Origin of the sequence: Heterorhizobium halophytocola (genome assembly GCF_017873095.1) — a bacterium.
GTDB classification, from domain to species: Bacteria; Pseudomonadota; Alphaproteobacteria; order Rhizobiales; family Rhizobiaceae; genus Allorhizobium; species Allorhizobium halophytocola.
The window spans coordinates 81,867-104,066 of record NZ_JAGGJU010000009.1; the positions used below are offsets into that span (position 1 = coordinate 81,867).

16 protein-coding genes are annotated in these 22,200 nt (G+C 64.4%); 8 read left to right on the forward strand and 8 right to left on the reverse strand.

Annotated features, from left to right (window positions below):
• Positions 1-36 precede the first annotated feature (36 nt).
• Both J2Z17_RS16445 and purH read left to right on the forward strand, forming a co-directional pair.
• Entirely contained in the window at positions 37-1,626 is a 1,590-nt protein-coding gene (locus J2Z17_RS16445) for a heparinase II/III family protein (RefSeq protein ID WP_209946722.1), read from the forward strand.
• A 189-nt stretch (positions 1,627-1,815) separates the two neighbouring features.
• Positions 1,816-3,432, forward strand: coding sequence for a bifunctional phosphoribosylaminoimidazolecarboxamide formyltransferase/IMP cyclohydrolase (gene purH, locus J2Z17_RS16450; RefSeq protein WP_209946723.1), 1,617 nt, complete (start codon positions 1,816-1,818; stop codon positions 3,430-3,432).
• Between the two features lie 28 nt (positions 3,433-3,460).
• Here purH and J2Z17_RS16455 read toward each other — a convergent pair whose 3' ends face one another.
• Together J2Z17_RS16455 and J2Z17_RS16460 are read right to left on the reverse strand one after the other, a co-directional pair.
• Positions 3,461-4,867, reverse strand: a complete 1,407-nt coding sequence (locus tag J2Z17_RS16455; RefSeq protein WP_245224168.1) for an MFS transporter — start codon at positions 4,865-4,867, stop codon at positions 3,461-3,463.
• A 37-nt stretch (positions 4,868-4,904) separates the two neighbouring features.
• Positions 4,905-9,686, reverse strand: a complete 4,782-nt coding sequence (locus J2Z17_RS16460) for an NAD-glutamate dehydrogenase (RefSeq protein WP_209946724.1) — start codon at positions 9,684-9,686, stop codon at positions 4,905-4,907.
• A 343-nt stretch (positions 9,687-10,029) separates the two neighbouring features.
• On the opposite strand from J2Z17_RS16460, the gene J2Z17_RS16465 reads away from it, so the two are divergent.
• Complete coding sequence (locus J2Z17_RS16465) at positions 10,030-10,671, forward strand: carbonic anhydrase (protein WP_209946725.1); 642 nt, start codon at positions 10,030-10,032, stop codon at positions 10,669-10,671.
• Between the two features lie 117 nt (positions 10,672-10,788).
• Here the strand turns inward: J2Z17_RS16465 and J2Z17_RS16470 are convergent, their stop codons facing one another.
• Together J2Z17_RS16470 and J2Z17_RS16475 are read right to left on the reverse strand one after the other, a co-directional pair.
• Positions 10,789-11,562 carry a lytic murein transglycosylase gene (locus tag J2Z17_RS16470; protein WP_245224182.1) on the reverse strand — a complete coding sequence of 258 codons (774 nt, stop codon included), beginning with the start codon at positions 11,560-11,562 and terminating at the stop codon, positions 10,789-10,791.
• Between the two features lie 244 nt (positions 11,563-11,806).
• Positions 11,807-12,838: an aspartate-semialdehyde dehydrogenase gene (locus tag J2Z17_RS16475; RefSeq protein WP_209946727.1), complete on the reverse strand. Its 1,032-nt coding sequence runs from the start codon at positions 12,836-12,838 to the stop codon at positions 11,807-11,809.
• Positions 12,839-13,265: 427 nt separating this feature from the next.
• On the opposite strand from J2Z17_RS16475, the gene J2Z17_RS16480 reads away from it, so the two are divergent.
• The gene (locus J2Z17_RS16480) at positions 13,266-13,823 is read left to right on the forward strand and encodes a GNAT family N-acetyltransferase (protein ID WP_209946728.1); all 558 of its coding nucleotides are present in this window, start codon (positions 13,266-13,268) and stop codon (positions 13,821-13,823) included.
• 40 nt (positions 13,824-13,863) lie between these two features.
• Here J2Z17_RS16480 and J2Z17_RS16485 read toward each other — a convergent pair whose 3' ends face one another.
• The 4 genes from J2Z17_RS16485 to acnA all read right to left on the reverse strand — a co-directional run bounded on the left by J2Z17_RS16485 (position 13,864) and on the right by acnA (position 19,099).
• The gene (locus tag J2Z17_RS16485; protein ID WP_209946729.1) at positions 13,864-14,262 is read right to left on the reverse strand and encodes a DUF2794 domain-containing protein; all 399 of its coding nucleotides are present in this window, start codon (positions 14,260-14,262) and stop codon (positions 13,864-13,866) included.
• Between the two features lie 301 nt (positions 14,263-14,563).
• Positions 14,564-15,316 (reverse strand): DUF1223 domain-containing protein, encoded by a 753-nt coding sequence (locus tag J2Z17_RS16490; protein ID WP_209946730.1) that lies wholly within the window; start codon positions 15,314-15,316, stop codon positions 14,564-14,566.
• A 123-nt stretch (positions 15,317-15,439) separates the two neighbouring features.
• Positions 15,440-16,207, reverse strand: a complete 768-nt coding sequence (locus J2Z17_RS16495; RefSeq protein WP_209946731.1) for a DUF1223 domain-containing protein — start codon at positions 16,205-16,207, stop codon at positions 15,440-15,442.
• A 198-nt stretch (positions 16,208-16,405) separates the two neighbouring features.
• On the reverse strand, positions 16,406-19,099 hold the full coding sequence (gene acnA, locus J2Z17_RS16500) for an aconitate hydratase AcnA (RefSeq protein WP_209946732.1): 2,694 nt from the start codon (positions 19,097-19,099) through the stop codon (positions 16,406-16,408).
• A gap of 279 nt (positions 19,100-19,378) precedes the next feature.
• Here acnA and ccmA point away from each other — a divergent pair, with 279 nt between their 5' ends.
• From ccmA to ccmD, 4 genes are all read left to right on the forward strand, one after another.
• Positions 19,379-20,026 carry a heme ABC exporter ATP-binding protein CcmA gene (gene ccmA, locus J2Z17_RS16505; RefSeq protein ID WP_209946733.1) on the forward strand — a complete coding sequence of 216 codons (648 nt, stop codon included), beginning with the start codon at positions 19,379-19,381 and terminating at the stop codon, positions 20,024-20,026.
• Between the two features lie 487 nt (positions 20,027-20,513).
• On the forward strand, positions 20,514-21,173 hold the full coding sequence (gene ccmB, locus J2Z17_RS16510) for a heme exporter protein CcmB (protein WP_209946734.1): 660 nt from the start codon (positions 20,514-20,516) through the stop codon (positions 21,171-21,173).
• Between the two features lie 46 nt (positions 21,174-21,219).
• Positions 21,220-21,978 carry a heme ABC transporter permease gene (locus J2Z17_RS16515; protein ID WP_209946735.1) on the forward strand — a complete coding sequence of 253 codons (759 nt, stop codon included), beginning with the start codon at positions 21,220-21,222 and terminating at the stop codon, positions 21,976-21,978.
• Complete coding sequence (gene ccmD, locus J2Z17_RS16520; RefSeq protein WP_377300125.1) at positions 21,978-22,160, forward strand: heme exporter protein CcmD; 183 nt, start codon at positions 21,978-21,980, stop codon at positions 22,158-22,160. The genes J2Z17_RS16515 and ccmD overlap by 1 nt, the downstream gene beginning before the upstream one ends.
• Positions 22,161-22,200: the final 40 nt, after the last annotated feature.

The window sequence follows — 22,200 nt, forward strand, 5'->3', positions numbered from 1 at the left end:
CGGGAGATCTGGCGAAGATCTTATCGTCGGCTTGCGATGAGGCCTGTGGTGGCCCGCAGGAGCAGTGCACGTCTGCTCGTCGCGCCGACCGATCTTCGGGCCATCGACGGCTTCGTCGCCGACGAAATGCTGTTCGGCCGCTATCTGCTGGCCGGGCGCGTCGTCGAGGCCGGCGATTTCTCGCCCTTCGCGCTCCCCCTGCCCTCCGAACTTTTCGCCGTCCGGCTGCATTCGTTCTCCTGGCTGCGCCATCTGCGCGGCAACAAGTCCGAGGAAAACTGCGCCAAGGCGCGCACGGTCATCGACGACTGGATCACCCGCCACGGCCGGCGCAGGAGCGGCGTCTCCTGGGATCTCGACGTCGCCGCCCAGCGGCTGATCGCCTGGCTCTGTCATTCGCCGATCGTGCTGCATTCGGCATCGGCCGGTTTCTACCGCCGCTATCTGACCAGTCTCAACCAGCAGGTGCGGTTTCTGCGCCAGGCCGCGCAGACGGCCCCTGATGGCCTGCCGCGGCTGCGGGCCCGCATCGCGATTGCCATGGCCTCCGTCTCGATGGAATGCAGCGCCGGCACCATGCGCGCCGCGGGCCGCGCGCTCGACCGGGAACTCGACCGCCAGATCCTGCCCGATGGCGGGCATGTGTCGCGCAATCCGCAGGTGCTGCTCGAACTGCTGTTCGACCTCCTGCCGCTGCGCCAGACCTATATCAATCTCGGCCATGACGTGCCGCCGAAGCTCATTCCGGCGATCGACCGCATCTATCCGGCTCTGCGCTTCTTCCGCCATGCCGATGGCGATCTGGCGCTGTTCAACGGCGCCACCTCGGTGCTTGCCAACGACCTGATGGCGGTGCTGCGCTACGACGAGACCGCCGGCCAGCCGTTCAAGGCGCTGCCGCACAGCCAGTTCCAGCGGCTCTCGGCCGGCGAGACGACCGTCATCGTCGACACCGGCTTTTTCGACAGTGCCGACCTGTCGCGCAATGGTCATGCCGGCTGTCTGTCCTTCGAGCTGTCCTCCGGGCGAAACCGTTTCATCGTCAATTCGGGCGCGCCGCGCTTTGCCGGCAATCGCTTTCGCCAGCTGGCGCGCGAGACGGCGGCGCATTCCACCGTCGGCATGGCCGACCGCGCCTCGTGCCGCATCTCGCGCTCCCCGTTTCTGGGGCCGATCTTCACCGACGGCGTGACGAAGGTGGATCTGACCCGGGACGTCGGCCCGGAGACCAGCGATCGGTTGACGGCCAGCCATAACGGCTATCTCGGCCGCTTCGGCGTGCTGCACGAGCGGCAGATCCGCCTGAGCGCCGATGGCTCCAGGCTGCTCGGCCGCGACCGTATCGTGCTGCCGGACGGCGAGCTTGCCAACGGCATCTATCCGGACCCGGCGATTGCCAGGTTCCACGTGCACCCGGCGATCACCCTCACCCAGATCGACGAGAACACGCTGAGGCTCGAGGCCGCGAACGGCGAATGCTGGATCTTCAACACCATTGCCGGCAAGGCCGGTGTCGGCGAGGACATCTTCTTTGCCGATCCCGCCGGTGTGCGCCATTCCGAGCAGATCGAACTGCATTTCGACGGCCCCGAAGTCGTCTGGTCGCTGACCCACCACCACGCCTAAGCCCTCTCATCCGGTCTTTCCGGCGAAAACAGATCGTCCTTGCCGTTTCCTCTTCTTTCCAGCTGTGCTACGCGCTCAGCCGACTGATGCATGTCCCTGGTCTGCCGAGCCGCAAACCGGTTCCGGGCGAGGGACATGCGCAAAGTGGCATTGCCCGCGCCCAGCCGAATTCAGAGCGGAGAAGCTTCCATGGCCGTCGTTTCCAAGAAAACCCCCATCCCCGATCAGGTCGCCCTCAAGACCGCGCTGCTGTCGGTGTCCGACAAGGCCGGCGTCGTCGACCTCGCCCGCGCGCTGAACGACAGGGGTGTCAGGCTGCTGTCCACCGGCGGCACCCACAAGGCGATTGCGGCCGCCGGCTTGCCGGTCACCGATGTGTCCGAGATCACCGGCTTTCCGGAGATCATGGATGGCCGGGTCAAGACGCTGCATCCCAATGTCCATGGCGGCCTGCTGTCGATCCGCGACGATGCCGAGCACCAGGCGGCGATGGCCGAACACGGCATCGAGGCGATCGATCTGGCCGTCATCAACCTCTATCCCTTCGAGGAAGTCCGCGCCGCCGGCGGCGACTATCCGACCACCGTCGAAAATATCGACATCGGCGGCCCGGCGATGATCCGCGCTTCTGCCAAGAACCACGCCTATGTCACCGTCCTCACCGATCCGTCCGACTATGACGGCCTGCTTGCGGTGCTCGGCGAAAACGACGGCGCCACGCCCTATGCCTATCGCCAGCGCATGGCGGCCAAGGCCTTTGCCCGCACCGCCGCCTATGATTCGATCATTTCCAACTGGATGGCCGAGGCCCTGTCGATCGACACGCCGGACTACCGCGCCCTCGGCGGCAAGCTGCGGGAGAAGATGCGCTATGGCGAAAACCCGCACCAGAGCGCCGGCTTCTACGTGAACGGCGATCCGCGTCCGGGTGTCGCCAATGCCGAACTGCTGCAGGGCAAGCAGCTCTCCTACAACAACATCAACGACACCGACGCCGCCTATGAGCTGGTCGCCGAGTTCCTGCCCGAAAACGGCCCGGCCTGCGCGATCATCAAGCATGCCAATCCCTGCGGCGTTGCCACCGGCGCGACGCTGGTCGAGGCCTATGGTAGGGCGCTGGCCTGCGACAGCGTCTCGGCCTTCGGCGGCATCATCGCGCTCAACCAGACGCTGGATGCGGCAACGGCCGAAGAGATCGTCAAGCTGTTTACCGAGGTGATCATCGCCCCCGACGTCACGCCGGAAGCCGCCGCGATCATCGCCACCAAGAAGAACCTGCGCCTGCTGAAGGCGCCCGGCCTGCCGGATGCGCGCGCCGCCGGGCTGACCGCCAAGACCGTGTCGGGCGGTCTGCTGGTCCAGTCGCGCGACAATGTCGTCGTCGAGGATCTCGAGCTGAAGGTCGTCACCAAGCGGGCGCCGACGGCGTCCGAGCTCGAGGACATGAAGTTCGCCTTCAAGATCGCCAAGCACGTCAAGTCGAACGCGGTGATCTACGCCAAGGACGGCCAGACCGCCGGCATCGGTGCGGGCCAGATGAGCCGTGTCGATTCGGCCCGTATCGCCGCGATGAAGGCGGAGGATGCGGCCAAGTCCATGGGGCTGAAGGATCCGCTGACGCGCGGTTCGGCGGTGGCGTCGGAAGCCTTCTATCCGTTTGCCGACGGGCTGCTGGCGGCGATCGCCGCCGGTGCCACGGCGGTCATCCAGCCGGGCGGCTCGATGCGCGACCAGGACGTGATCGACGCTGCCGACGAACATGGCGTCGCCATGGTGTTCACCGGCATTCGCCACTTCCGCCATTGATGCTCAGCAAATATCGCCTGCCCGTGGCTCAGCCATGGGCAGGCTTTTTCGGATCCGCTGCCGGATAGGGCGTCGTCACCAGGATCGCCAGACCGACGCCCAGAAACAGCAGCATGCTCGCCATGCCGAGTCGCGCCGAACCGCTCAGATAGGTGAGCGTGGAGAAGGAGAGGGTGGCCATGAAGCTCGTCGCCCGTCCCGAGAGCGCGTAGATGCCGAAATAGCGCCCTGCCTCGTCCTTGTGGATGCTGCGCGCCAGGTAGGAGCGCGACGAGGCCTGCACCGGGCCGAAGGCGAGACCGACCAGGATGCCGAAGAGGATATAGGCCTTCTCCGCCGGGGTGGAGAACAGCCCGCCGCCGGCCGTCACCATATCGAAGCTTAAGAGACCGAACAGGGTAAAGCCCGGACCGGTCGAGATGATGCCGAGCGTTGCGACAAGCAGCATGCTCAGGCTGACGAGGATCGTCCCCTTCGAGCCGATCCGCGTATCCACCCGGCCGGCGATGATGCAGCCGAGGATCGCGACGACGTTCAGGATGATGCCGTAGATCCCGATCTCCATCGTCGACCAGCCGAACATCGCAGCCGCAAAGACGCCGCCGAGGATCAGCAGGCCGTTGACCCCGTCCTGGTAGATCATCCGGCCGACCAGGAAGCGGGTAAGCCCCGGCTTGTGCTTCAACTCGCCGAGGGTGAACCGCAACTCGCGAAGCCCGCCGGAGATGGCCGCCTTCAGCGGCATGCCGCGCGGCGCATCGGGGGTGAAGACGAACATCGGCAGGATGAAGATCAGGTACCAGACGGCCGAAATCGGCCCGGTGATGCGCGCATCCTCGCCCGTCGCCGGATCGAGCCCCAACAGCGGCGTGCCGCCGAGCAGCGTCTTGCCGGTCTGCGGACTTCCGGCGATGAACAGCACGACCGCGATCAGCACGATCATGCCGCCGAGATAGCCGAGCCCCCAGGCGGTGTTGGAGACCTGCCCGACATTTTGCGGACTGACCAGCCGCGGCATCATCGAATCATTGAAGACGATGGAAAATTCGGCGGCGATCGAGGCGAGGATGAAGAAGATCACCGGATAGAGCACCGGCGAGCCCGGTGCCGCGGTCCACAGCGCACACAGGCTGACGATCTTGATCACCGCGAAGAAACCGATCCACGGCTTGCGATTGCCCGACTGGTCGGCAATCGAGCCGAGCACCGGCGAGAGGATCGCGATGATGATGCCGGCAATCGTGGCCGCATTGCTCCAGGTCGCCTGCGCCGACACCGGGTCGTCCGTCATCCGCGAAACGAAATAGGGACCGAAGATGAAGGTGGTGACCACCGTGAAAAACGGCTGGGCTGCCCAGTCGAAGAACATCCAGCCGACAATGCCACGCCGCGTCGCCGGGTCGGCAACGGGTTCTGAAATTAATGCATGGGTCATAGGTGGTCGGCCCCGAATTTCACCGGGGCCGACACTGTCAGGTCGCGCGCTCGTGCGCAAGATCGCCGAGCAGGGCCGCGGCGACCGCAATGCGCGCCAGGCTCGCTTCGCCGCCTTCGGCAATGGTGCGCAATTCGCTGGCCGCATGCGTTGTCGCGGTCCGGTCGGATTGCTGCCAGGCGGCGATCGGCTCGCGTTCGCGCTTGAAGTCCTGCAGGGCGACGATGACGATCCGCCGCCTTGCGCCGCCGATCCGGTCGATCGCCCGCATCAGCGCCTGGCTGTCATAGTGATCGGCGGTCGGGGTGCGGGCGGCAAGGTCGAGCAGCCGGTCGATCTGGAAGGCGCCGGTGACGGCGAAATAACCCTCGACCACCTTCGGCATCGTGGTCTTCGTGACCTCGGAGATCTCCATCGCCTCGGGCGCGATCACCAGCGTTTCAAGCGCGGTGATGCGTCCGGCAAGGTCCGCCGGCACGCCGGAGGCGACCAGCGCTTCGGTCTCGCCGGCAATCGCGTCGCGCACATGGTCGGGCAGCACCTTTTCCATGCCCGAGCGCAGGCCCTCGACGGTCGTCTTCAGCTTCGTCAGGACGTCCGACATGTCGCCGGCAGCGATCTTGGTCTCCAGCATCAGCCGCGTCATCGTCTCGTAGGCGCGGCCGACGGCGGCATAGAGCGTGTTCTGCACATGGCCGGGGATCTTCGCGTCCAGCGCGTCGATCTGTTCCCAGATCGCCGGCAGGTCGAGGCCGTCGCGCACCAGAAGCGCCGCCTTGACGACGGCGGCGGGCAGGGCACCCGTCGCGTCCGTCATGCCGACGACGAAGCCGGGACCGCCCCGGTTGATCACGTGGTTGGCAAGCACGGTTGCGATGATCTCGCGGTGCAGCCGGTGATGCAAGATGTCGTCGCGGTAGGCCTTGCGCATCTTGTTCGGGAAATAGTTCATCAGCGCGTTGAGGCAGTAGGGATCATCCGGCAGATCGCTGGCGACCAGCTGGTCGAACAGCGTGATCTTGGCATAGGAGAGCAGGACACCGATCTCCGGCCGCGTCAGGCTCTTGCCGGAGGCATAGCGCTCACCGAATGTTGCGTCGTCCGGCAGCATCTCGATCTTGCGGTCCAGATGGCCGGCCGCCTCCAGCGTCGTCATCAGCCTTGCCAGCGGCTCGCGATTGGCGCGGCCCTGGCCTTCCGTCAGCGAAATCGCCAGCGTCTGCAGATAGTTGTTGCGCAGCACCAGATGGCCGACTTCCTCGGTCATCTCCGCCAGCAGCTTGTCGCGCTTGGGCCGGCTGAGGCGTCCATCGGCCAAGGCAGGGGCCAACGCGATCTTGATGTTGACCTCGACGTCGGACGAATTCACCCCGGCCGAGTTGTCGATCGCGTCGGAATTGACCCGCCCGCCGGCGAGCGCATAGGCGATGCGGCCCTTCTGGGTGACGCCCAGATTGGCGCCTTCGCCGATCACCTTGGCGCCGACTTCGGCCGCGGTGATGCGGATCGGGTCATTGGTGCGGTCGCCGACCTCGGCATCGCTCTCGCCGGCCGCCTTGATATAGGTGCCGATCCCGCCGAACCACAGAAGGTCGATCTTCGCCTTCAGGATCGCGGTCATGATGTCGAACGGCGTCGCCTTGGCCTGGGGAAGACCGATCGCCGCCTGCGCCTGCGGCGTCAGGGTGACCGATTTTTCCGCGCGCGAAATAATCATCGCGCCCTCCGACAGCGCTGCCCTGTCATAGTCCTGCCAGCTGGAGCGCGGCAGGTCGAACATCCGCTTGCGCTCGGCAAAGGATTTCGCCGTATCCGGGTCCGGATCGATGAAGATGTCGCGGTGGTCGAAGGCGGCGATCAGCCGGATCTGCTGCGACAGCAGCATGCCGTTGCCGAACACATCGCCCGACATGTCACCGACGCCGGCCACGGTAAACGGCGTGGTCTGGATATCGACGTCCATCTCGCGGAAATGCCGCTTGGCCGCTTCCCAGGCGCCGCGGGCGGTGATGCCCATCTTCTTGTGGTCGTAGCCGGCCGATCCGCCCGAGGCGAAGGCGTCGTCCAGCCAGAAGCCTGCCGCCTGCGCCAGGCCGTTCGCGGTATCGGAAAAGGTTGCCGTGCCCTTGTCGGCGGCGACGACGAAATAGGGATCGTCCTCGTCCAGCCGCAGCGTGTCGGCAGGCGGCACGACCTTGCCGTCGACGATATTGTCGGTAATCGACAGCATGGTCGAGATGAAGGTCTTGTAGGCGTCCTTGCCGGCCGTCAGCCAGTCTTCGCGCGGCCCCGTCGTCGGCAGCTGCTTCGGGTAGAAGCCGCCCTTGGCACCGACCGGCACGATCACCGCATTCTTCACCTGCTGCGCCTTGACCAGGCCCAGCACCTCGGTGCGGTAGTCCTGGGCGCGGTCCGACCAGCGCAGGCCGCCACGCGCCACCTTGCCGAAGCGCAGATGCACGCCCTCGACCTCGACGCCGAAGACGAAGATCTCGCGGAACGGCCGGGGCTGCGGCAGGCCTTCCACCTGCTTCGGATCGAACTTGAAGGCGAGCATCGGCTTCGGCTGGCCGTTGGCATCGCGCTGGAAGTAGTTGGTCCTGAGCGTTGCCTCGATGGCGTTCAGGTAGCGGCGCAGGATCCGGTCCTCGTCGAGGATCGGCACATCGGCCAGCGCCGTCTCGATCGCCTCGCGCGTGTCCTTCAGCTGCTTCTTGCGCGTCCGCTCGGAGGTCTCGGGATCGAAGGCGTCGCGGAACAGCGAAAACAGCAGCGTGGCGATGCCGGGATATTTGTTCAGCGTGTCGGCGATATAGCTCTGGGTATAGACCACACCTGCCTGGCGCAGATAGGCGCCATAGGCGCGCAGCACCGTCACCTCCCGTGCCGTCAGCCCGGCCGACAGCACCAGGCGGTTGAACCGGTCATTGTCGACCGTGCCGGTAAAGGCGTCGACGATTGCAGCTTCCGCCAGCGCCGCATCCTTGTCGAAGTCGAAGCGGCGGCCGTTCTGTCCCTGCAGTTCCATGTCGTGCAGGACGACCAGCCGCGAGGTGCCGTCGGCGTCGACGACGTAAATGTCGAAGGTCCGCTCGCTGATCACCGAGAAGCCGAGATTTTCCAGCAGCGGCACGCGCCGTGACAGGGGCAGATGCGAGCCGGAATGGAAGATCTTCAGATAGACGATCGGCCCGGTGTCGCCGAGCTGTTCGTGGAAGGCGATCGAGATCGGGGTGCCGTGCAGGCAGCCTTCGATATGTTTCAGGTCCGCCACCGCTTCCTCGGCCGAGAAGGCTTCCTGATAGGCGGTTCCGGCATTGAGGCTGAGGGCATCATGGCCGGCCAGCGCTTCGAAGCGGTCGCGCCAGGGGGTGGTGATCGCCCGCACCGCCTCTTCGAGCTTGGCCTGCGAAATCACCGGCGTCTTGCGGTCCGAGCGGCCGATGATGAAATGCACGCGCGCCACACCGCCTTCCGGGAAAGCCGGATAATAGGCCGAGACGCGGCCGTCATAGACATTCTTGAAATAGGTGCCGATCTTCTCGCGGACGGCGGAATTGTATTCCTCCTTCGGCACATAGACGAGCAGCGAGACGAAGCGGTCGAACTGGTCGATGCGCGGCAGGACGCGCACGCGCGGCCGTTCGGCAAGATCCATGATCTGTTCGGAAAACCGGATCAGCATGTCGGCGTCGATCTGGAACAGGTCGTCGCGCGGATAGGATTCCAGCGTGTTCTGCAGCATGCGGCCGGAATGGCTCTGCGGATCGAAGCCGAAATGGGCGATGACGGTGTCGATCTTGGCGCGCAGCAGCGGGATCCGGTTGACCGAGCGGGTATAGGCGGTGGCGGTGAACAGGCCGACGATCCTGAGCTCGCCGGTCACGTGGCCATCGGCGTCGAAGCGCTTGATGCCGATATAATCCATATAGGCGCGACGGTGGACGACCGATTTCACATTCGCCTTGGTGACGATCAGGAATTCGGGGCCCTGCAAAAACTTGAGGATTTCCGGCGTGGTGGTGACCGCATCATGCCCCTGGCGCAGGACCAGCACCTTCGGGTCGGACAGGATGCCGAGCCCGGTGCCCTCGTCGCGCTTGACCTCTGCCGTGTCGCCGGTGCCGGAATAGAGATAGTCGCGCATGCCGAGAAAGGTGAAGTTGTCGTCGCGCAGCCATTCGAGAAAGGCGATGGCCTCGTCCCGGTCGACCTTGCCGCGGCTGGCTGCCTGGGTCTTCAGCTGCTCGACGGCACCCTCCAGGGTTCCCAGCATCTGTTCCCAGTCGTTGGCCGCAAGCGTCACCTGGTCGAGCACGGCCTTCAACCGCTCGGCCAGCGCTTCGGCCTGCGCCGGCGGCAGTTCCGCAAGATGCAGCTGGATATAGCTGATGGCGACGCCGTCGGCGCCGGCCTGCGATTTCAGCACGGTGGCGCCGGTCTTGTCGGTCGACAGGATCGGGTGGACGGCCAGGTGAATGTCGCGGTGAGTGCTGGTCACCTCGCCCATTACCGAATCGTAGAGGAAGGGCCGATTGACGGTGGTGACCGAAAGCACGGTGACCGGCTCTTCGTTGGGCGCGATGCCGTCGACCGGCGCGATCTTCACGCGGGCCGTCTTGCGATCCCAGGCCGCCAGGTCTTCCGCAGCTCTTGCGGCCGCCGCCGCCAGCATCTCCGGCGTATACTGCGCCAGGTCGTCATTGCTGGCGCGGCCGAACAGCATGGCGGGATCGAGAAAGGCCGATCGCCCCGCGGCGGCGGCGCTGCGCGCCTTGTCAAATTGCTGATCGCGCTTGGTCTTGCGAGCACTCGCCATGGGTTTTCCTCCATATTCGCCGTCTTTGGGTGCAGCCTCTTATAATTCGCATGGAATAACAACGGATATGAGGAGACTGGCCGTGTTTCAGGTCTGTAGCGGGTAAAGGATAAGTCCTAAGAGAGGGTGACGTGGCGGGCCACTGCGACCGGCGGGCGGTTGCGCCCGCAGACAAGGTGCCTGCAAGGATGGAGCCACGCTGCCTGCCGGCGCATGCGGCGCACACCGGTGCGCATACGCCATGGCATCGGCCCGCATGGCCTGATAGCCTGCAGGTGCAGACCTTTGGGCAGACATCAAATGAGCAGTTGTCCTGTCGCTTTTTAGGGAGTAATCGACCGTCATGCAGCGTTTTCCTCAACCTCTCCTCACCGGTTACCGCAACTTCATGACGGGGCGCTATACGGTCGAACGGGACCGGTATCGCCAGCTGGCCGATGCCGGCCAGACGCCCCATACCCTGATCATCGCCTGTTGTGATTCGCGTGCCGCACCGGAAACCATCTTCGATGCGGGACCGGGCGAACTCTTCGTCGTGCGCAATGTCGCCAATATGGTGCCGCCCTACGAGCCGGACGGGCAGTATCACTCGACCTCGGCAGCCCTCGAATTCGCCGTCCAGTCGCTGAAGGTCAAGGACATCATCGTCATGGGCCATGGCCGCTGCGGCGGCATCAAGGCCGTGCTCGACCCGAATGCCGCGCCGCTGTCTCCCGGCGATTTCATCGGCAAGTGGATGAACCTGGTCAAACCGGCGGCCGAGCAGATCCAGAGCAATTCGATCATGACGACCGCCGAGCGGCAGACGGCGATGGAGCGGGTGTCGATCCGCAACTCGATCACCAATCTGCGCACCTTCCCCGAAGTCAAGGCGCTCGAGGACGGCGGCAAGCTGCAGGTCCATGGCGCCTGGTTCGACATTTCCAATGGCGAACTCTGGGTGATGGACAAGGAAAGCCAGGATTTCGTCCGCCTGGACGGCTGATCCCGCCTGAAAATCCCCCTTGCCGGCCGGCGATGGCCGTAACGCAAAAGGCGTGGCCGAAGCCACGCCTTGCATCGCACCTGTGCGTGTACCGGTGACGCCCGGCGTCTGCCGGTCCTACTGACCGTCGATCTGGGCGCCGATATAGGCGATCGCCTTCTGGTAGACGGTGGCGGCATTCCAGCCGGCAATGGCGGCGAAGTTCGGCTGGCCGGGCTGATAGCCGGCGCCGGGCTGCCAGCCGTGGCCGCGCAGGAAGTTGGCGGTCGAGGCCAGCGCATCGGCGCGCGAGCCGACCAGGTCGACCCGGCCATTGCGGTCGCCATCGACGCCGAAGCGCACGACATTGCGCGGTAGGAACTGCGTCTGGCCGACTTCGCCATGGGCGGCGCCCCGGGCATTGATGCTCAGCGATCCGCTGGAGACGAGCTGCAGCGCGGCATAGAACTGGTCGGTGAAATAGTCGCTGCGGCGGCAGTCATAGGCAAGCGTCGCCACCGCCGACAGCGTCGGCTGGTTGCCCATGTAGCTGCCGAAGCCGGTTTCCATGCCCCAGATTGCGATCAGCGGGCCGGCCGGCACGCCGTAGCGGGCCTCGATGCTCTTGAACAGCGCGGCATTGCCGCGCTTCATCGACTTGCCGCGCGAAATGATCGTCGTGCCGCCGCGCTTGGCCATGAACTGATCGAAGGAGAGCTTGAAGCTGTGCTGGCCGCGGTCGGCGCTGATCGTCGGGCGATTGTAGCGCACCGAAGACATCACCTTGTTGACGACGGACTGGCTGACGCCATTGGCCACGGCCTCCTGGCTGAACTGGCCGACCCAGCGGTCGAAGCCCGATGAGTTGTTCCCGCAGGTGGCGGCATTCGCCGCGCCGATCCCGGCAAACATGGACAGGGATGCCAGGACGGTTGCCTTGAGCAGGGAAGAACGCATCGAATACCTCTTCAAAGAAGTGAATTGTTGTCAGTTGCAAGACAGCCTTTTTGCAAAAAGGCTGGAATTTCACACTACTATCTAACCGCCTCGGCGGAGAATTCAATTCCACCTGTTTTAGCGTATGTGAAACAACGGCGTGGAAAGCCTTTACAGGCGTCCGGCCGGCCTCTGGCGGCCGGACGCAGGTCTTGCGCCGTCAGGCGGCGGCCTTCTGCTTGATCAGCCCGCGGTTGATCAGCAGTTCGGCGATCTGGATGGCGTTGAGGGCGGCACCCTTGCGCAGGTTGTCGGACACGACCCAGATATTGAGGCCGTTCTCGACGGTGGCGTCCTCGCGGATGCGCGAAATATAGGTCGCATCCTCGCCGGCGCATTCGTAAGGGGTGATGTAGCCGCCGTCCTCGTGCTTGTCGATGACGAGGCAACCGGGCGCCTCGCGCAGGATGTCGCGCGCCTGGTCGGCGGTGATCTCGTCCTCGAACTCGATGTTGACCGATTCCGAATGGCCGATGAAGACGGGCACGCGCACGGCCGTGCAGGTCACCTTGATCTTCGGGTCGAGCATCTTCTTGGTCTCGGCCAGCACCTTCCACTCTTCCTTCGTATAGCCGTCTTCCATGAAGCTATCGATATGCGGAATGACGTTGAAGGCGATGCGCTTGGTGAACTTCTTGTTCTCGATCGGATCGGCGACGAAGACGGCGCGGGTCTGGGTGAACAGCTCGTCCATGCCGTCCTTGCCGGCGCCGGAGACCGACTGGTAGGTCGATACGACAATGCGCTTGATCCTGGCAAAATCGTGCAGCGGCTTCAGCGCGACGACCAGCTGGGCGGTCGAGCAATTCGGATTGGCGATGATGTTCTTCTTGGTGAAGCCCTCGATCGCGTCCGGGTTCACTTCCGGCACGATCAGCGGCACCTCGGAATCGTAGCGCCAGGCCGACGAGTTGTCGATCACGACGCAGCCCTTGGCGCCGATCTTCGGCGACCACTTCTGCGACACGCTGCCGCCGGCCGACATCAGGCAGATATCGGTGTCGGAGAAATCGTAGTTTTCGAGGTTCTGGACCTTCAGCACCTTGTCGCCGAACGACACTTCGGTGCCGTGCGAACGGGCGGAGGCGAGCGCCACCACCTCGTCGGCGGGAAAGCCGCGCTCGGCGAGAATGTTCAGCATTTCGCGACCGACATTGCCGGTGGCGCCTGCGACTGCAACTTTGAAACCCATATTCCTGCTCTCTTTCTTCTCTCCTCGGCTTTCTGAGGGGGGATGCCGCATCAGGGATCGCAGCACTCCTTGTCCCCGACCGTGCCGGGGAGAGAGCGGTGGCCAGAGACGTCAGACGGTTTTCGTCGTCGTTTTGGCCGTGGTTTTGAATGAACCGGACAAATGCGAAACGCGCCCGGCAGAGCCTGCCAGGGGAAGACCGTCAGCGATGTCGATCATCGGCACGTTCATTCGCTTCATCCTTTTCGAGCCTGCTTCTAGATCATCTGTGCTTGAAGTCAAGGTCACTCGCAGCCCGTCCGGGGGCGCAGGACCATCCGTCATGCAAGCCCATCCGTCCTGCAGGCCTGTCCGTCATATTGCCAAGCTGCCCGGCCTGTGGAACTGTGGAGGCCATTCCGCACCGACGTCCCGAGCTTCTCCTCCCATGTCCTTTGTCCTGCGTCCCGCCACCCATGCCGATATCGCGTCGATCCGCGAGATCTATGCCGATGCGGTGCTGACCGGCACGGCGAGCTATGAGATCGATCCACCGGATGCCGCCGAGATGACCGCCCGCTTCGAGGCAATCGCCGCCAGGGGCTATCCCTATCTGGCAGCCGAAGCAGCCGACGGCAGCCTTGCCGGCTATGCCTATGCCGCGGCCTTCCGCCCGAGGCCCGCCTATCGCTGGCTGGTGGAGGATTCCATCTATCTGTCGCAGAAAGCCCGCGGCCAGGGGCTTGGGCGTCAATTGCTGCAGGCGCTGATCGAACGATCGACGGCCCTCGGCTTTCGCCAGATGGCGGCGGTGATCGGAGGGGCGAGCGCCGCCTCGGTGGCGTTGCACCGCGGTTGCGGTTTCGAGATGGTCGGAACGATGACCGGCACCGGCTTCAAGCACGGTGGCTGGCTGGATACGGTCTTCATGCAGCGGAGGCTGGGCGAGGGGACGTCGACCAGTCCCGACGCCGACACCTATCCGGGCACGCTGTTCGGCGGGTGAGCGGTCAGCGCGGGCAGGGTCCCCGGCCGGTCCCGGCCGCCTATTCGACCAGCTTGATCTTGCGGTCGAACACTTTCAGCACCTGTTTCAGGTCGTGGCCGCGCTTCAGGATCTGGCCATTGGTCGCCACCACCGAAAAGGCGCCCTGCTTGTCGGCGAGCTTGGGATTTTTCTCGATCCGGTAGAGCGGCAGTTCGCCAGCGCGCTTGAACACCGAGAACACCGCCTTTTCCTTCAGGTGGTCGATCGCATAGTCCTTCCATTCTCCTTCGCCGACCATCAGGCCATAGATCCAGAGGATGGCGTCCAGTTCACGTCGGTGGAAGGTTATCGGCAGGGGATCGCGGCTTTGCCGGTATTCACGCAGGTCGACGACGCTGGCGCGGTCGTGTTCCGATCCATGTGCCGCGCGGCGCGGCACGTCGGGCAGATCAGTCATTGCTCGTCCTTCTGTCGGGTGACATGACAGTCGGGTGACAGTTTGCCCGAGCGACGGCAAAATGCAAGCCGCGTCGTTTTCCCCCTAAGTCCGGGTAGGCGAGTCGCAAAAGCGTTCTGCCCTTGCCGTAATTTGGTCAAAACTGCGCCTGATTTTGCAGGGATTGTGAGGGTCTCTGCAGTTGGCGCGGTGCGCCATCGGTCCGATCCGGCGCATTGACCCTTGCCCCCAGCCCCCCAATGGCTGGATCGGACCACAGAGGCTTCCCTTTCAGAGACCGGAAAACGGCCGCCACATCAGCTCAGCTGCTGTGCTGCGTATCGACCATGGCGGCGCCGAGAATGGCCGACGGCTGGCCGTTCGGATCGGTGGTCTGCACCAGGATCGCGCAACCGTCCTCGCCCTTGCGGTTCATGATCTTCGACGGCAGCACCACCTTCATCGGCTTGCCGTCCCACATGCCGACCGTCTGCACGTCGGTGACGCTGTTCCAGTTGGCGACCTTCAGGCCCCGATTATGGCCTTTCTGGATTTCCTCGTCCTTGCGGTGGCGGAAATAGACGACGAGCACGTCCGCCTTGCCGCTGCCGGCGCCGATGTCGACGACCAGTTCGTCGCCCTTGGTCCGGGCGGCAACCGGCACCGACAGGCCCTGGCCCGCCGTGTTCAGCCGGTCGAGCCGGTTGTTGAGCAGCACCACATCGGTGCCTTTCAGCTGGTCGCGGCCGTTCAGCACCGCCTGCGGCGTGTAGACGCCGCTGCGGCGGAAGGTCTGCGCATAGCTGTACTGGCGCGCGGTGTTTTCCCGCGAACCCATGCTGTCGGTCCAGCCGCGATAATTCCAGTAGTCGACATGATAGGCGAGCGCGATCACGTCCTTCTGGGCCGCGAGATAGCCCATGGCGCGATCGGCAGCCGGACAGGAGGCGCAGCCTTGCGAGGTGAACAGTTCGATCACGCCCTTCGGTTTCTCCACCGCGGCATCTTCGGCATAGGCGAAAGGCAAGCCCGCAATCGCGAAGGCGATCGCCCATCCAACCATTCTTGCCAACATCTCGCATGTTCCTTTTGAGGGTCCGGTCGGTCACAGCGCCTGCCGGCCGCCGACAATGACCGAAAATACTTAAACGTTCAAACCATCAGCCGAAAGTCACGATGGCTTGAAGGCGGATCACGATCACAGCCCGGCATCCGGGCCGATCACGGTGGCACCGAGGATTGCGCCCGGCGCTTGCCTTGATCTGCTGCCCGCTTTGGTCTCCTGCAGCAGCACCGCATAGGCCGTACCGTCGCCCCCGGCGGCTGCAAGATGCGCGGTCAGGGTCACCGGCTTGCCGGACCAGTGCCCGGCGCCGACCATATGCGTGACGCTGTTGACATAGGAAAGCGTGCGGCCGCGGTTTTCGCCGCGTTGCACGTCGACGGTAACCTGCGGCCTGAAAGCCACGATCATCACGTCGGCTTCCCCCTTGCCCTTCGGGATGTCGATCGTCATGTCGCCGCCCGCAAGTCTCGCGGTGATCGCAACGGGCAGACGGTCGCTGTCGCCCGAAAGACGCTGCACGGCGCCTTGCAGCGTGTCGCGGTCCTGGCCCGGCATGCCCTCCCGGCCGTTGACGACGGCCTGCGGCGTGTAGACATTGCGCGCGGCAAATGCCTCCGCATAGGCATATTGGCGCGCGGTATTTTCCTTCGACGACAGGGTGTCGGCCCAGCCGAGATAGTTCCAGTAGTCGACGTGGTAGGCGAGCGTGATGACCCCCGGCTCCGCGGAGAGGGCCGCCAGCGTCTCATCGGCCGGCGGGCAGGAAGAGCAGCCCTGCGAGGTGAAGAGCTCGATCACGGCCTTCGTCGGCGTCGCCTGATCGGCCAGCGCCATGCTGGACAGGCCGAGCGGCCACAGGGCCGCGACCGCAAGAGTTGCAAGCATTGGCCGGTAGTGCATGACCTGTCCTCCTTGATGGCGGCCGGGTCGGTGTCCGCCACCCAGCCTGCCGGTTGACGACCAATCTACCGCCGGGAGGGCATCAAGCGGAAATCAACAAGGGGTGACGCCGGCGTGAGGGGCGCGAGCATCTGCCATGAAAAAAGCCGCCGGGCGAACCCGACGGCTTCAGACTGTTTTTCAGAAACCGTTGGCCGGTCAGGCCGCCAGATCGCGCAGAACCGTCTGCAGGATGCCGCCATTGTTGACATAGGTCACTTCGTCGAGCGTATCGATGCGGCAGATCAGCGGGACGTCCTTCACGGTGCCGTCGCCATAGGTGATCTTGGCGATCTTCTGCGCACGCGGCTTGATCTCGCCGTCGAGGCCCTCGATCGTCACGGTCTCGTCGCCCTTCAGGTCGAGCGAGGCCCAGGTGGTGCCTTCCTCGAAGCAGAACGGGATGATGCCCATGCCCACCAGGTTGGACCGGTGGATACGCTCGAAGGACTGCGCCACCACGGCGCGGACGCCGAGCAGGTTGGTGCCCTTGGCCGCCCAGTCGCGCGACGAACCGTTGCCGTATTCGACACCGGCGAAGATGACCAGCGGAACGCCCTCGGCCTTGTACTGCATGGCCGCGTCGTAGATCGACATCTCTTCCTTCGACGGATAGTGGATGGTGTAGCCACCTTCCTTGCCGTTCGGGCCGAGCATGTGATTGCGGATGCGGATATTGGCGAACGTGCCGCGCATCATCACTTCATGGTTGCCGCGACGCGTACCGTACTGGTTGAAGTCGGCAATGCCGACGCCGTGGTCCAGCAGGTATTCGCCGGCCGGAGACTGCGCCTTGATCGAACCGGCCGGAGAGATGTGGTCGGTGGTGATCTTGTCGCCGAACAGGCCGAGAACGCGGGCATTCTCGATGTTGGAGACGCCGGCGCCGGTCTTGCCCATGCCGACGAAGTAGGGCGGATTCTGCACATAGGTCGAATTGTCGTCCCAGGTGTAGGTCTGGCCCGGCGGAATCTGCACGGCCTGCCAGTTTTTATCGCCCTTGAACACGTCGGCATAGCGGCTCTCGTAGAGTTCGCGGGTGACGTATTTCTGGATGAATTCCTGGATCTCGTGCGAGGTCGGCCAGATATCCTTCAGGAAGACCGGGTTGCCGTCGGTGTCTTCGCCGAGCGGCTCGTTGGTCAGGTCCTTCTGGACCGAACCGGCCAGCGCATAGGCAACAACCAGCGGCGGCGAGGCCAGGTAGTTGGCCTGGACGTCCGGCGAGATGCGGCCTTCGAAATTGCGGTTGCCCGACAGCACGCCTGCGGTGATCAGGCCCTTGTCGTTGATCGTCTTCGAGATCGGTGCCGGCAGCGGGCCGGAATTGCCGATGCAGGTGGTGCAGCCGAAGCCGACCAGGTTGAAGCCGAGCGCGTCGAGGTCCTTCTGCAGGCCGGACTTGTCGAGATATTCACCGACGACCTGGCTTCCCGGTGCCAGCGAGGTCTTGACCCAGGGCTTGCTCTTCAGGCCCTTGGCGACCGCGTTGCGGGCCAGAAGGCCGGCTGCGATCAGGACGCTCGGGTTGGAGGTGTTGGTGCAGGACGTGATCGCGGCAATCGCCACGTCGCCATGGCCGAGGTCGAAATCGGTGCCTTCGACCGCGTAGCGGTTGGTCAGCTGGCCCGGCTTCTTGTATTCGGTGTCGAGCGAGGTTGCGAAACCGGAAGCAATGTTTTCCAGCGCAATGCGGCCTTCCGGACGCTTCGGGCCGGCCATCGACGGCACGACGTCGCCAAGGTCCAGTTCCAGCGTGTCGGTGAAGACCAGGTCGGAACCGTCGCCTTCGCGCCACATGCCCTGCGCCTTGGAATAGGCTTCGACGAGCGCGATCCGCTCATGCGTGCGGCCGGACATGGTGAGGTAGTTGACGGTTTCGCCGTCGACCGGGAAGAAGCCGCAGGTCGCGCCGTATTCCGGACCCATATTGCCGATCGTCGCGCGGTCGGCGAGCGGCATGTTGTCCATGCCCGGGCCGAAGAATTCGACGAACTTGGAGACAACGCCCTTCTTGCGCAGCATCTGCACGACGGTGAGCACGAGGTCGGTCGCGGTCACGCCTTCCTTCAGCTTGCCGGTCAGCTTGAAGCCGATGACCTCGGGCAGAAGCATGGAGACCGGCTGGCCGAGCATGGCGGCTTCCGCTTCGATGCCGCCGACGCCCCAGCCGAGAACGCCCAGGCCGTTGATCATCGTGGTGTGGCTGTCGGTGCCGACGCAGGTGTCGGGATAGGCGATCGTCTCGCCGTCCTCGTCCTTGGTCCAGACGGTCTGGCCGAGATATTCGAGGTTGACCTGGTGACAGATACCGGTGCCGGGCGGAACGACGCGGAAGTTCTTGAACGCCTGCTGGCCCCATTTCAGGAAGCGGTAGCGCTCGCCGTTACGTTCGTATTCGAGCTCCACGTTCTTGGCAAAGGCCTGCGGCGTGCCGAATTCGTCGACGATGACGGAGTGGTCGATGACGAGGTCGACGGGCACCAGCGGGTTGATCTTTTCCGGATCGCCGCCGAGATTGACGATGCCGTCGCGCATGGCGGCCAGATCGACCACGGCCGGAACGCCGGTGAAGTCCTGCATCAGCACGCGGGCCGGACGATAGGCGATTTCGGCGCCGGCCATGCCCTTGTCGTTGAGCCAGGCGGCCACGGCTTCGATGTCGGCCTTGGTGACCGAACGGCCGTCCTCGTTGCGCAGCAGGTTCTCCAGCAGAACCTTCATCGAATACGGAAGCTTCGACACGCCGGCGAGGCCGTTTGCCTCAGCCTTGGGCAGGCTGTAGTAGACATAATCTTTGCCGTCCACGGTCAGCGTGGAACGACAATTAAAGCTGTCGAGCGATTTTGACACGGATAGAACCCCGCTTATTTCTGAGAGCCAACACAATCGTGCGGACGCCTATGCACTAAAATGCACATCAGGATGCGGGTGCGACCATTTCCGCTGTCCGCCCGTGAAAATTGTAGAGTACAATCATCAAGTTCGGCAGAAGGATGAACCTTCACGCCGGCCGCTGGCGTGGTTGCGGGTCTTATAGATAATTTCTATGAAGGGCACCAGACCACCTGATGGCGAAAAGAGACAATTTTTTATTGTGGCGGCTTTAATGGTTGCCAGAAAGCGAACGGAATGCGGCTTCTCGCCGACGATCTCTCCGCACGGCGCGGCGAAGAGCTGATTTTCAGGGGCATCTCCTTTGGGCTCTCTTCCGGCGACGCCATGGTGCTGACGGGGCCGAACGGATCGGGCAAGTCGACGCTGTTGCGCGTCCTTGCCGGCCTTTTGCGCGCCGAGACGGGCACGGCGCAGGTGATCGAAGCCGAAGGCGCAGAGCCGCGCCCGGTGCGCGAGGCGAGCCACTATCTCGGCCATCGCAACGCCATGAAGCTCGAGCTGACGGTCACCGAGAACCTCGCCTTCTGGCGCGATTACATCGGAAATTTCGCGGGCGGTGAGGGCATCGATATCGAACACGCCGCCGATCTCGTCGGCCTGACCGGCATTACCCATCTGCCCTACGGCTATCTCTCGGCCGGCCAGCAGCGGCGATTCGCCATGGCCAAGCTGCTGGTCGCCCACCGCCCCGTCTGGATCCTCGACGAGCCGACCGCCGCGCTCGATGCCGATGCCGACGCGATTTTCGCCCGCCTGATCGAGACCCACCGGGCGCAAGGCGGCCTCGTCATCGCCGCCACCCACCAGCCGCTCGGACTGAGGGACGCCCGGTCGCTGGTGATGACCGGTTTCGAATATGACGAGCTGGAGGCGCGGCTTTGATGCAGGTGCACCCCCCTCTGCCCTGCCGGGCATCTCCCCCTCAAGGGGGGAGATCGCTGGCGTCGGATGCAGTGCGTTTCTCATGGGCACTCAGCCTGGGACCCGGGGCCTTGGCGGCCGTAGTCCAGGCTTTGCCAACCGTAAGCTTTAGGCTCACATCTCATGCGCATAGTGCCAAGGCAGCCGCCTCGATCTCTGCCGTTGAGGCAGTGCAATCGTATATGAGAAATAACCCCCTCCGCCCTGCCGGGCATCTCCTCCTCACGCGGGGAGATCGCCATGCCGCGCGGTTCTCTCAGGCGCGGCAAACAGTTACGCTCGATCGGCGACCAGTGAGGTGGGCCAAGCGAAAGTCTCTCAGACCATCGGCCGGGTCAAGTGACGCGGCCGGGGCGTTGCTCCAACCGATCTCCCCCCTTGAGGGGGAGATGCCCGGCAGGGCAGAGGGGGGTAAGGCCCTGCGTCCGACCTCAGCTGGAGCATGCCGATGATCGCCCTTTATCTGCGCGACCTCAAGCTTGCGGTGCGCTCCGGCGGCGGGGCGCTGATCGGGGTGCTGTTCTTCATGACGGTGGTGGCCGTCATTCCCTTCGGCGTCGGGCCGGATCTCAACCTGTTGTCGCGCATCGGCCCGGCGATCGTCTGGATCGGGGCGCTGCTGGCGACCCTGCTCGGCCTCGACCGGCTGTTCCAGGCCGACCGCGACGACGGGTCGCTCGACATCCTGCTGATGCAGGAGACGCCGCTGGTGCTCACCGTTTTCGTCAAGTGCCTGGCGCACTGGACGGCGAGCGGGCTGCCGCTGGTGATCGCCTCGCCGCTGCTCGGTCTGTTCATGAACATGGAGCCGCTGGCGATCGGCGCGGTGATGCTGACGCTGCTGGTCGGCTCGCCGGCGATCACCTTCATCGGCGCGGCCGGCGCGGCCGTGGCCGTCGTCCTGCCGCGCGGCGGGTTGCTGGTCTCGATCCTCGTGCTCCCGCTCGTCGTGCCGGTGCTGATCTTCGGCGTCAGCGCCTCCTATGCCGCGGTCGAGGATCCCGCGCCCTTCCTGCCGCCCTTCCTGTTCCTCGTGGCGATCACGTTATTTTTTGCCGTTATCGGACCGCTTGCCGCCGCATTGGCATTGCGCAATTCCTCGGATTGACCAAGATCATTTGCCAAGAATGGCGACCAGGACTAGAAGCACGGCCATGAGCGATACCAGCATCCAGACCACCCGATTGAGCGCGCTGGCGAACCCGACCCGGTTTCTGGCGCTGGCGGCAAGCGTTCTGCCCTGGATGGCGGGCATCACCGCGATCCTGTTTGCGGTCGGCCTCTACTTCAGCTTCACCACCGAAGGCGACTACCAGCAGGGCATGACGGTGATGATCATGTACATCCATGTGCCGGCCGCCTGGCTGTCGATGATGTGCTATACCGTGATGGCCGTGTCGGCGATCGGCTCGCTCGTCTGGCGCCATCCGCTGGCCGATGTCAGCCACAAGGCCGCAGCCCCGATCGGCGCCGTGTTCACCCTGATCGCACTGATCACCGGTTCGCTCTGGGGCAAGCCGATGTGGGGCACATGGTGGGTCTGGGATGCGCGGCTGACCTCGGTCTTCGTGCTGTTCCTGATGTATCTCGGCCTGATCGCGCTGAACCGCGCCATGGACGACCCGTCGCGGGCCGCCCGGGTGTCCTCGGTGCTGATCCTGGTCGGCTTCGTCAATATCCCGATCATCAAGTTCTCGGTCGACTGGTGGAACACGCTGCACCAGCCGGCAAGCGTGTTCAAGATGGGCGGCTCGGCGATCGATGCGGAATTCCTGCGTCCGCTGTTGATCATGGCGATCGCCTTCACCCTGCTGTTCTTCACCCTGCACATCATGGCCATGCGCAACGAGATCTGGCGCCGGCGCATCGCCTCGCAGCGCCGGCTGGCGGCCCGCATGGCGGCGAAGGGCTGATGACCATGGACCACGCCTTCTACATCTACACCGCCTATATCGTCACCTTCGTGCTGATCGGTGCGCTGATCGGCTGGACGCTGCTCGACGGCCATTTCCGCAAGCGCGAGCTGAAGGTGCTCGAGGTCTCGGGCATTCGCCGGCGTTCGGCACGGCCTAAGCGCGAAGGGGATGCACCGTGAGCGGCCATATCGAAGAGACCGGCCGGCAGCAGCACCCCGG

Bases quoted from the DNA above. Each gene is read 5' to 3' on its own strand.
- J2Z17_RS16445 (WP_209946722.1), top strand. From the start codon at position 37: ATGAGGCCTGTGGTGGCCCGCAGGAGCAGTGCACGTCTGCTCGTCGCG.
- purH (WP_209946723.1), top strand. From the start codon at position 1,816: ATGGCCGTCGTTTCCAAGAAAACCCCCATCCCCGATCAGGTCGCCCTC.
- J2Z17_RS16455 (WP_245224168.1), bottom strand. From the start codon at position 4,867: ATGACCCATGCATTAATTTCAGAACCCGTTGCCGACCCGGCGACGCGG.
- J2Z17_RS16460 (WP_209946724.1), bottom strand. From the start codon at position 9,686: ATGGCGAGTGCTCGCAAGACCAAGCGCGATCAGCAATTTGACAAGGCG.
- J2Z17_RS16465 (WP_209946725.1), top strand. From the start codon at position 10,030: ATGCAGCGTTTTCCTCAACCTCTCCTCACCGGTTACCGCAACTTCATG.
- J2Z17_RS16470 (WP_245224182.1), bottom strand. From the start codon at position 11,562: ATGTTTGCCGGGATCGGCGCGGCGAATGCCGCCACCTGCGGGAACAAC.
- J2Z17_RS16475 (WP_209946727.1), bottom strand. From the start codon at position 12,838: ATGGGTTTCAAAGTTGCAGTCGCAGGCGCCACCGGCAATGTCGGTCGC.
- J2Z17_RS16480 (WP_209946728.1), top strand. From the start codon at position 13,266: ATGTCCTTTGTCCTGCGTCCCGCCACCCATGCCGATATCGCGTCGATC.
- J2Z17_RS16485 (WP_209946729.1), bottom strand. From the start codon at position 14,262: ATGACTGATCTGCCCGACGTGCCGCGCCGCGCGGCACATGGATCGGAA.
- J2Z17_RS16490 (WP_209946730.1), bottom strand. From the start codon at position 15,316: ATGTTGGCAAGAATGGTTGGATGGGCGATCGCCTTCGCGATTGCGGGC.
- J2Z17_RS16495 (WP_209946731.1), bottom strand. From the start codon at position 16,207: ATGCACTACCGGCCAATGCTTGCAACTCTTGCGGTCGCGGCCCTGTGG.
- ccmA (WP_209946733.1), top strand. From the start codon at position 19,379: ATGCGGCTTCTCGCCGACGATCTCTCCGCACGGCGCGGCGAAGAGCTG.
- ccmB (WP_209946734.1), top strand. From the start codon at position 20,514: ATGATCGCCCTTTATCTGCGCGACCTCAAGCTTGCGGTGCGCTCCGGC.
- J2Z17_RS16515 (WP_209946735.1), top strand. From the start codon at position 21,220: ATGAGCGATACCAGCATCCAGACCACCCGATTGAGCGCGCTGGCGAAC.
- ccmD (WP_377300125.1), top strand. From the start codon at position 21,978: ATGACCATGGACCACGCCTTCTACATCTACACCGCCTATATCGTCACC.